Source organism: Halomonas sp. SIMBA_159, assembly GCF_046536035.1.
GTDB lineage: Bacteria > Pseudomonadota > Gammaproteobacteria > Pseudomonadales > Halomonadaceae > Vreelandella > Vreelandella venusta_A.
Map to the genome: position 1 here is coordinate 24711 of NZ_JAWJBT010000031.1, position 10163 is coordinate 34873.

A 10163-nucleotide genomic window follows, 5' to 3' on the forward strand; every position below is an offset into this window, starting at 1 on the left:
TTGATTTAAATAATAATAATTAAACAAGGTTCTTGGGAATGGGTAGTGACCGATAGGTACTGATGGTTGCTGGTGGGAGTGAGTCGCCGTTAGCGAATAATCACTCTTCAATTAAATGAGGAAAGGTTGAGTTACTTCAGCACTACTTGATCTCTGCGCTCGATGCTTTCGCAGATCCAGGCTTCCACCTCGCGCTCGACCCAGGCAACAGCCCGAGTGCCCAGCTTGATGGGCTGAGGGAACTGCCCAAGGTTGATGTACTTGTAGACCGTCGATCTAGCCAGCCCGGTGCGATCCATGACGTCTTTGATGCGGATGAGTCGGTTGCTCATGACGAACTCCTGTTATTCGTTCATGAGATGAGGCAGGTGAGTATTTTTTAATTGGAGAGTGACTTTGGCGACTGGTGGTCATGCGTCGCTCGGCTCTTGAGCGTCAGACTCTGTGCCATCATCTGGCTCATCATTGATAGCTGAAAGGCAATCCTGATGATGTGTTTGCCAATAGGTTTTTAGATCCTCGCTGACAGGGCTGCGGGATATAGTGGTCGTTGGCTCTTTACCGGCATCTTCGGAACGCAGGCCATAGCTACGTAGTTGAAACGCGGGTAAGGTCGAGCCGTTAGGTGAATTGGGAAAAACAGGCACAAGCATGTAGGTCATTGCTTCGTCGTCTCCGTGTCCATTACGGATGATGTCACGCTGAAGCTGTTTGGCTAGGTGATGTGACAGGGCATAAAACAGTAGCGCCAAGGGGTGATAAGAGAATTGTTCTGTTATTGGTTCTACTGTGGGAGGCTTATCGTCCAAGGCCTTTGTATAGTTGTCTGCTTTTTCAGACGCCCATTCTGACTCCTGCTCAGGTTTCGTTTCGATCACATATTCAGGCGTTATGCCTAAACGACGAGCAGTCGCCACTATAACGTCATGTTGTGGCTGTTCAGGCCCGGAACAACCTTCTTTCAATTCATTCCAGGAGGAAGTTAGCAGACGACAAGTATCGATATGAACACTGGTAAGTAACCAGTTTGCATCCTCCACATCGTAGCGCTTAAGAAGTTCTTCAACGCCACCTTCTAGATAACGTGTGCTTGGCAGCATTGATAGCGCCAGGTCAAAAACCATTTTGATTTCGTTGTATCTCTCTTGATATTTTTTAGCCTCGCGATAAGGATCATGCTCTCGTTTTGATTCATCCTTAGTATCGTCTGACACGGTACTATCAGAACCCTTGTTGGCATTGTACTCCTTCAACAATGCTTCGATTTGCAAGCTGCATACCCCTGCAGTCATCACTGCATCCACTATTCCACCGACTAACTCCGTTCTTTTTATTTCACCTTTTGTTGATTCCGTTACCTCGGGTTTGGTGCTTGAAGGCGGCGACACAATTGTAATGGGCGTTCTTGTGTGTTTTCCAAATGAGGGGTGGGCTAAATCAAGCAGATAAATAGAGGTTTTGCGTTTTTTAGCTTGGTGTGAGTATCGCCCTGGCTCATGGTGAGCAACGATACCTAAATCGACCAATTTCTTCAGTTGCCTATCTATGCGGGAGCGTGACATCCCAGTGAGGTGACGTATTGTTGATATTCCAAGGCTGGTTATTACACCTGGCGTATCAGCATGAGCTAGCAACACCATTAATAGCCACCGGTTAGGCAAGGTCAACCTTGAACGGCGGCGACGTCCATCTCTTACCAGATCCTTATTTTTATTTTCAGCAGATAGTAGGGTCGTTTTGGTAAGTGTGGCTATTTCTTCTACGTGGTGCGTAGAAGACAACGGATACTTCTGTAGTTCTTTCACAAACTTTGCTGATAAACGATAACGTACCGCTGGCCGTCCTGGTCCTTTAATAGGTAGCCGCTCAATCTCAATAAACTGGTTTTGCCTTTCTCCGTGTTTTTTTATGAGACAACCCCAGGCTCGACGGCCTTGCGCATACGTCATGCCTAGGCTCATGAAGAGATCCTTCAACGTGCCATCAAAGCTCTGGTCAGCGCCTATCACAGACGCCCACTGCATCAGTAGCCATCGTTCTTCGGGCGTTAGGCGAGCGTTCTTGTAGGTCAGAATGGATGTGTGCATAGCATGCAGCTTACGGCATTCTACAAAAAATAAAAATCCGATTTCACGGACTTTTAACAATTCACTTTTTTACGTTGTTCTATTACATTGTAATTAACCATTGAAACCGTACATTGCATGTGTACAATGTATTTGACATGTGACAGCCGACTCAAAAAAAATTAGATATATCTAATTCACTAGTGGAAATTGTTCATGACTCAACCTTTCGATTGGATCGTAACTCGTGATCCTGCTCAGCTGGAGTGGATAGCTAGTTACTTGGCGCGTAAGATTTTCAAAGGTTCTACGGCGTTCATTTCGGTAAAACCGCCTGCTGAGTACGGTTATGTTGAGATGGCTAAAAGCTTGAAGAAGCTTCCTGATGAAGCTGAATATCGAGAAGCCAGCAGGCAAATGAAAGGAGCCTGGAATACGTACCAATACCGTAAGAAGAATGGCAACCCAGTCTCTCTTCAAATCCCAGAGAAAAAAATAAAGCAACTAAAGCTTTTAGCGAAAAAGCGTAAACAGTCTCAAGCACAAACACTCAGCGACCTTATTAACGAGGCGCTGGGAAAAAAGAATTTTATAGCTAAAGAAACCAGCAATTTAAGCGATTCGTTTTTAGATGTAGCACAACAATATATACATCAAAGTGACGTGGATAGTTTGATCGATGAATTGATGAACGAAATTAACCACCGCTGTAGCCTTGAAGTACTGAAGAATGGAGGAGATCCATCTAAAGACTTTAACCTACGCACCATTTATTTTAAATTAGTCAGAGAACGCGTTACAGAGCTAGCAACTACAATCTCTATCATGCAGTCTCCTGACGGCTCTATAAACCCTGAAACACTTGAAAAAGCCTTAAAAAAAGGTTGTAAATATGGCTTTTACTACTACTAAAAAACACCAATCATTAAAACTTGAAGATGGCAACCTGAAATTCAGCAATATCGTCACACTTAACACTTACATCAACCTAAACATAAAGACTGCCTATTTCGTGAAATTCCACAGAGCAAACACAGTTAGGCTTATTACAACTTGATTAACGGAGGGCTCTTATTAACGTGATGAGCACGTACCAGACAAGGCACAATTAACAAAAATCGCAGTTCACGAAGTGTAAATAAAAGTTTAATTCTATTTTAACGCATCATGGTCAAACTCAATATTTAGCTAGAGGTTTCAGAGAAAAAGCCAAGCTCTTTAACTTCTATGGAGAATACAGAAGCCCTTACTAAGACCACCTTATCGCTCACTTTAAAAATGGAAATACACGCTCCTGGTGGTATCAAAAATAACACTAAAGTCCGCACGATGGCCTAGAACGTCATTGGCGATTCACAATTAATTCGATTTCCTATTTAGCGTTGGTTGAGGCTATTGGCTGGGTTAGTGATAATCCACTGCTGAGTCCCATGAAAACCATAGCAATCAAAGCAATAACATCAATACTGTGAAAAAGGTGAAGCCATTAAATTCCAAAGTATTTTAGATTACCCTTGAACTATTGAAGTGCCCCTTCGTAGCTGCACAGTTTATAGTGCAGCCATCAGGAGGACGTTATAAACCAACCCAGCTTGATCAATACTGAGCTGGTCAGCCAAGTAAAACTAGCCTTGGAGCACTCTCCTACTTACGGCTATCGCCGTCTGGAGTGTGAACCGCAAGCCTATACAGCACATCTTTCGACTGAAGGTTTGGCAGGTACGCAAGCGGCCTCAAGACTTTCGGTCTTGAGCCAGGAGCCTACCGTCAGCTTCCTCAAGGACGGATGAGCGTTGGGCAACCGACTTGTCACACTATGGTGTAGTAAGGATAGGTAGCCTAACGGTCATCATTGACTGCTATACACGCGAGATCATCGGCTGGCGATTATCGGACAACGGCAGTAGCAAGACAGCCGAGACGCACTCTCCTACCACCTGGGAGCGCTGGGGGACTAATTGGGGGACTGATAAAACTATAAAAACAAAAAAGCCGCTGAAATCAGCGGCTTAATCTATATTCTTGGCGGAGAGGGAGGGATTCGAACCCTCGAAGCCTTTCGACTTACACACTTTCCAGGCGTGCTCCTTCGACCACTCGGACACCTCTCCACATTTTAGCTCTGCTGTTAGGCGCTGCCTTTCTCAACAGAACGGCGCATATTCTATGGTCTAAGCCGTGAAATAGCAAGCCTTTTTGCTGACTAGGCGTTTGCCAGCACGGCGTAGCGGCCTGTGGCTTCGAGGCAGAGCGAATCACCGCAGTAGAGCTGATGGGTTAACTCGATACTGCCCTTGCCTCGCTCGCTGAGTTTTGCGGCAAGCTTTTCAGGGCCGTCCGGATGGCTGGGGGCGCAGGTCATGCGGTAATCACCCGTGACCGGGGCAAGAAAGCGCTGGCTTGCCTCGGCGACCACCACATCCTGGGCCCTGCCCTGCTGGCGAAGCCAGAGAGTGACCCAGCACCAGCCTTGTAGCGTGGCTTGTGCGCTCAGCGCGCCGCCAAAGCCGGTGCCTTTGTCGTTGAGGTTGGGCGTAAGCGCCAGTTGCCACGTGAGCGCACCGTTGGCCTGGCTCATGCGGGTAATGCCAAGTGCCTCCACCATAGGAATGGCCGCTTCCAGCCAGCGCTGAAAGGCGGCTAGATCCTCCTCGCCTTCCGGTAGCGGCAGGCGGGGATATGGAATGCCGGGTTGGCGGGGCTGACTCATGGCGTCCTCCTTGGCATTACAGGGGCGTGGATTTAATCCCAACGCTCGACAAAATCCGCACTGTTGTGGGTTGCCACTGGCTTGTGGCGACCCGCTAGGCTGCCCAAATAGATAAAGGCAACGACTTCGTCGTCTTCATCCAGACCCAGGCCTTTGCGCACCACGGGATCAAACGCGTATTTGCCGCTGCGCCACATGGCTCCTAGACCTAGCGCGTGGGCCGCCAGCAAAATACCGTGGGCGGCACAGCCTGCTGAAATCACCTGCTCGATTTTAGGCACTTTGGGAAGGTCAGGCGTCACCTTGGCAATCACCGCGATAATCATCGGTGCACGCAGCGGCTTTTTGCGCGCGGAATTTAGCGTGTCGTCGCTGGCGTGAGGATCTTCCTGAAACTCGGCTTCGGCAAACAGCTCACCTAGGCGTTCCCGGCCTTCGCCGGAGAACTCGATAAAGCGCCACGGGCGCAGCTCTTTGTGGTCGGGGGCGCGCAGGGCCGCTTGGTATATGGCACTGAGCTGGTCGGCGCTGGGGGCAGGCTCGGTGAGCTTGCCCATGGAGCTACGTTCGTGAAGCAGCGTGATGGCGTCCATGGTGACTCCTTCTCCATTCAAGGTAAGCATTACTGCCGGGCAAGGCGCAGCGGGCTGGGAGGCGTAAGCCCTGGAGTGGCTCGCCAGGGGCTAATATCCAGGCCGCCACGGCGCACGTAGCGGGCCAATACCAATAGCTCCTCTGGCTTCGCCTGCTGCATCAAGTCCGTGAAAATATGCTCGACGCAGTGCTCGTGAAAGTCTTGATGCTGGCGGTAGCCAATCAGGTAGCTCAGCAAGCCCTCGCGGTCGATTTTCGGGCCTTTATAGCGAATTAACACGCTACCCCAGTCCGGCTGACCGGTCACCGGGCAGTTAGATTTTAGAAGATGCGAGTGCAGCGTCTCTTCGACGATCTCATCACTGGTAGCAAGGTGCGTGGCGCTTGGAGTGTAGTCGCTCACCTCGATATCTAGATCATCCAGGCACTCCCCCGGCAGGCGCTGGGGGGCCAGCTCACTATCATCCACCCCCAGTAGCTCAACGCTCACGCTGGCTCCGGCAGCGCTGCTGAGGTCACGCACTAGCGTATCTTCTACTTCAGATTGGCTAGCAAAGCGGGTTTGGTTGAGGCTGTTGAGGTAGAGTTTCCAGGATTTGGATTCAATCAAGTGGGGTGAGCTTGCCGGCAGACGGAAGCGTGCCACGGCGACGATCGGTTTACCGCGGCCATTGAGCCAAGAAACCTCAAACGCGTGCCACTCATCTTCGCCAACAAACGGCAGCGCGCCCTCTTCAATACCCAGCGGCGCACGATTGGCCGCACGGGGAATGGGGTACAGCAACCCCGCATCGTACTGCTCGGGGTAAGCGGAATCGCGCCCCAGGGGCGCGTGTTCTAAAGTGTCGGGGCGATGTGCCATGGAAACTCTCTCAGTCGTGCTAGTTCAATAAGGGCATTGCAGTCAGGCCGTGAATTAGCTGCGAATGCCTTTACCGCGCTCTAGCATGGTCAGCGCGACCATAAACAGGACAACAATAAAGGCGAAAATAGCCGCTAATGCCCAGACTACCGGAATATCAGAAACGCCTAAAAAGCCGTAGCGGAAGACGTTCACCATATACAGAATCGGGTTGAGCATCGAGACGCCCTGCCAGAAATCCGGCAGCATCGAAATCGAGTAGAACACCCCGCCTAAATAGGTGAGCGGCGTCAGAATAAACGTCGGCACGATGGAGATATCGTCAAACTTGTTCGCCAACAGGGCGTTGATAAAGCCGCCAATGGAGAATAGCGCCGAGGTGAGCACCACCACCAACACCGTGAGCAGCGGATGCTCGACCGTTAAGCGGGTGAAAAACAGCGATACCAGCGTCACGATCAGCCCCACGCCCAGGCCGCGTGCCATGCCGCCCAGAATAAACCCGGAAAGGATCACGCCATTGGGCATGGGTGACACCATCATCTCTTCAATGGAGCGCTGGAATTTGTTGGAGAAGAAGCTGGACGCCACGTTGGAGTAGCTGTTGGTGATCACCGACATCATGATCAGCCCTGGCACGATAAAGTCCATGTAGCTGAAGCCGTCCATATCACCAATGCGCGACCCAATCAGGTTGCCAAAAATGATGAAGTACATGGCCATGGTGATGGACGGCGGCAGCAAGGTTTGCGGCCAAATACGGGTAAAGCGTTTAATTTCCTTGAGCACCAGCGTCCATAAGGCCACGAGGGTTTGCATTGCATTCATGCGCGGGCCTCCTGCTGTTCACGCTGATCGATGGCCTGCTGACTGCTCTCTACCATGGAAACAAACATCTCCTCTAAGCGGTTGGCGCGGTTACGCATCGACACCACCTGGATACCCTGCGCGCTTAACGCACTGAACACATCGTTCAACTGCTGGCCACGGTGAATCACCAGCGCCAGCTGAGACGGCTCGATTCGCTGCACCTCAAAGCCTTCAATCACAGGCACTTGCGCAACCGGTGCAGCGAGATCCAACAGGAAAGTTTCGGTGTCAAGCTCCGCCAGCAGCTCACGTACGCTGGTGTTTCGCACGATTTCACCGTGATTAATAATGGCGATATTGCGGCACAGGCTCTCAGCTTCCTCGAGGTAGTGCGTGGTCAGAATGATCGTGGTGCCTTCATCGCGGTTAATGCGGCGCATGTACTCCCACATGCTGCGGCGCAGTTCGATATCGACCCCGGCGGTGGGTTCGTCGAGAATCAACAGCTTGGGTCGGTGCATCAAGGCACGCGCAATCATCAGGCGACGCTTCATGCCTCCTGAAAGCATTCGCGCGCTGCCGTTGCGTTTTTCCCACAGCCCTAAATCGGTCAGCAGCTGTTGGGCACGGGGCAACGCTTCGTTGCGCTTCATGCCGTAGTAACCCGCCTGGGCCAGCACGATATCCAGCACTTTCTCAAACTGGTTGAAGTTGAATTCCTGCGGCACCACGCCGAGCTGATATTTCGCTTTGGCGAAGTCTTTATCAATGTCGATACCAAAAATCGATACCTTACCCGCTGATTTTTGCACCAACGAACACACAACGCCCAGGGTGGTGGACTTTCCTGCGCCGTTGGGGCCCAACAGCGCAAAAAAATCGCCCTGCTGGACGTCTAAATCAATACCTTTTAACGCTTGGAAGCCGTTGCCATACACCTTGGTAAGGCCACGGATCGACAATGCCGGTTCGGCCATGAATATGTCCTGTCAGCAAGTGGGGAGCACAAAGAGCTAGAAAGAAGGATATCGGGGCAGGCGCATATTTTTTCAAGTTAGCGGCTTATAACGCTTTACCACATAGCGGCATCTTGCTGATTTCTCGGTGTTAAATCCTACAATCGGTGACACTTTTCCACGCTATTACTGCAGTCGCGGCTAAATTAATACTTTAGTATTAGCTGGTGCCGCATTGCCCGCACAGCGGTACATCAAGGGAACATACTGAATTTATAAGAGAGCCAATCCGATAATGAGTACTACCATTACGCCGTCATCAGACGCATACACCCACTTACCCCCATCAAACTCACCCACTGTTGCGCAAAAAGGTCTGGCTGCACTGCCACTGCGCCGACAGCGGCTGTTAGGCGTCGCTATTTTATGGTTGATCCTGGCTGTAATGATTGCGGTCAATGCGTTTCAAAGCCGTGCACTGCTTTACACCGAGCGCGAACAGCGCATGGTGACTGCGGTAGATATCGCGCTTTCCACTCTAGAGCACTACCACCAGCTTGCCGAGCAAGGCCAGCTTTCCCTGCCAGAAGCGCAGCGCCAGGCCTTCAACACCCTGCGCGATGTGCGCTTTGGCGAAGAGGATAACTATCTTTTTGCCTTTAACGGCAGCCTGCGCATGCTAGCCCACCCTAACCGTGAAGTAGGGGAAGACATTTCTCAGGTAAAAGACCCCGAAGGCACGCTGATCTTCCAAACCATTCTGGAAAATACTCAGGAGACGGGCAGCGGCTTTACTGAGTATTTCTCTAACTTTGCCCGGGGTGATGACGCCCAACCGCAAGTTCGCGCTTACTCTGCCGCCTTTACCCCGTGGGATACCTACGTTGCCAGCAGTGTCTTTGTAGGCGATGTTAATAGCACCATCATGCGTCAGCTGGTAGAGAGCATTGTGGTGGGTATCGTGGCAGGCGCACTGGTCACGCTGGCGTTTTGGGGCATGATCGCACTGATCTTGCGCCGTCTGGGCGGTGAACCGAGCTATGCCGCCAGTGTGGTATCAAGGATTGCGCAGGGTGATTTAACCGCTCCTGTAGCCCTGCATCACAACGACTCCAGCAGTCTGCTCTACGATATTCGTCAAATGCGTGACAAGCTGCGCGACGCGATGCAGGAGATTCACTCCACTAGCTCTGCGGTTGATCACAACGCAGGCGATATCGCCGCCGGTAATCAGGAGCTCTCTTCTCGCACCGAGCAGCAGGCCGCTGCGCTTCAGCAAACATCTTCCAGCATGGAAGAGGTGACTGCGACCGTCCGCCAGACCGCCGATAGTGTGGAACAAGCCAAAGAGCTGGTACGCAGCGCGGGCGAAACCTCTCAAGCCGGTCAGAAAGCCATTGGCGACGCAGTGGCGTCTATGCAAGAGATTACCGCGGAAGCGGATAAAATCACGGATATCGTGTCGCTGATTGACAGCATCGCTTTCCAGACCAATATTCTGGCTCTGAATGCATCGGTTGAAGCCGCACGCGCAGGCGAGCATGGCCGTGGCTTTGCAGTAGTAGCAGGCGAGGTTCGCCAGTTAGCCAACCGCTCGGCCAGTGCCGCTCATGAGATCAAAGGACTGATCAACGCGTCGAACGCTCAAGTGAGCAACGGCGCCACGTTAGTAGATACCGCCAAGCAGCGTATGCAGGATATTGATCAGCGCATCCAGCGGGTACACGACCTGTTTGCAGACATCACTGCCGCCACCCATGAGCAAACCCGCGGCATTGAGCAAATTAATGTCGCCATTGCTCAACTAGATCAGGCAACGCAAGACAACGCCTCGATGGTTCAGCAAACCGCTACGTCTGCCCAAGACCTTAAGCAGCGCTCGCAGTCGCTTAACAGCGTGGTAGGCCACTTCACCCTGGTAGATTAACCCGCAGCGCTCAGGCCTTGCGCCTGGGCGCTACCCTACCGCCCTCATCCGTACACTCTCAAACGACACGCACGCAAAAACGCCGCTATTAAGCGGTGCATATAAATGCATAAATCAGGGTGTATACGAGAAGGGGTTCATGCGTAAGAGAGGTGTTTGCATGGAGCGGGAAAAGAGATTCGAACTCTCGACCCTCGCCTTGGCAAGGCGATGCTCTACCACTGAGCTATTCCCGCAA

General features: G+C 51.5%; 9 protein-coding genes and 2 tRNA genes. 2 read left to right on the top strand and 9 right to left on the bottom strand.

Annotated elements, in window-relative coordinates; translation table 11 throughout:
* Positions 1 to 131 precede the first annotated feature (131 nt).
* Positions 132 to 332, bottom strand: coding sequence for a helix-turn-helix transcriptional regulator (locus R0J87_RS17030; protein ID WP_153843651.1), 201 nt, complete (start codon positions 330 to 332; stop codon positions 132 to 134).
* A gap of 78 nt (positions 333 to 410) precedes the next feature.
* Positions 411 to 2087, bottom strand: a complete 1677-nt coding sequence (locus R0J87_RS17035; RefSeq protein ID WP_498887656.1) for a hypothetical protein — start codon at positions 2085 to 2087, stop codon at positions 411 to 413.
* Between the two features lie 195 nt (positions 2088 to 2282).
* Here R0J87_RS17035 and R0J87_RS17040 point away from each other — a divergent pair, with 195 nt between their 5' ends.
* Positions 2283 to 2978: a hypothetical protein gene (locus tag R0J87_RS17040; RefSeq protein ID WP_159341602.1), complete on the top strand. Its 696-nt coding sequence runs from the start codon at positions 2283 to 2285 to the stop codon at positions 2976 to 2978.
* 1111 nt (positions 2979 to 4089) lie between these two features.
* Here the strand turns inward: R0J87_RS17040 and R0J87_RS17045 are convergent.
* The 6 genes from R0J87_RS17045 to R0J87_RS17070 form a co-directional block, all read right to left on the bottom strand.
* Positions 4090 to 4177 (bottom strand) — tRNA-Ser (locus R0J87_RS17045).
* A 92-nt stretch (positions 4178 to 4269) separates the two neighbouring features.
* Positions 4270 to 4776: a YiiD C-terminal domain-containing protein gene (locus R0J87_RS17050; protein WP_498887658.1), complete on the bottom strand. Its 507-nt coding sequence runs from the start codon at positions 4774 to 4776 to the stop codon at positions 4270 to 4272.
* Between the two features lie 32 nt (positions 4777 to 4808).
* Positions 4809 to 5369, bottom strand: a complete 561-nt coding sequence (locus R0J87_RS17055; RefSeq protein ID WP_404345194.1) for a nitroreductase family protein — start codon at positions 5367 to 5369, stop codon at positions 4809 to 4811.
* Between the two features lie 29 nt (positions 5370 to 5398).
* Positions 5399 to 6232, bottom strand: coding sequence for an NADPH-dependent 7-cyano-7-deazaguanine reductase QueF (gene queF, locus R0J87_RS17060; RefSeq protein WP_498887660.1), 834 nt, complete (start codon positions 6230 to 6232; stop codon positions 5399 to 5401).
* A 54-nt stretch (positions 6233 to 6286) separates the two neighbouring features.
* Positions 6287 to 7060, bottom strand: coding sequence for an ABC transporter permease (locus tag R0J87_RS17065; protein ID WP_188638077.1), 774 nt, complete (start codon positions 7058 to 7060; stop codon positions 6287 to 6289).
* Entirely contained in the window at positions 7057 to 8019 is a 963-nt protein-coding gene (locus tag R0J87_RS17070) for an ABC transporter ATP-binding protein (protein WP_498887662.1), read from the bottom strand. Before R0J87_RS17070 ends, R0J87_RS17065 begins: the two co-directional genes overlap by 4 nt.
* Positions 8020 to 8293: 274 nt before the next feature.
* On the opposite strand from R0J87_RS17070, the gene R0J87_RS17075 reads away from it, so the two are divergent.
* Positions 8294 to 9925, top strand: a complete 1632-nt coding sequence (locus R0J87_RS17075; RefSeq protein ID WP_498887663.1) for a methyl-accepting chemotaxis protein — start codon at positions 8294 to 8296, stop codon at positions 9923 to 9925.
* 161 nt (positions 9926 to 10086) lie between these two features.
* Here R0J87_RS17075 and R0J87_RS17080 read toward each other — a convergent pair.
* Positions 10087 to 10161: transfer RNA gene (locus tag R0J87_RS17080), tRNA-Gly, on the bottom strand.
* Positions 10162 to 10163: the final 2 nt, after the last annotated feature.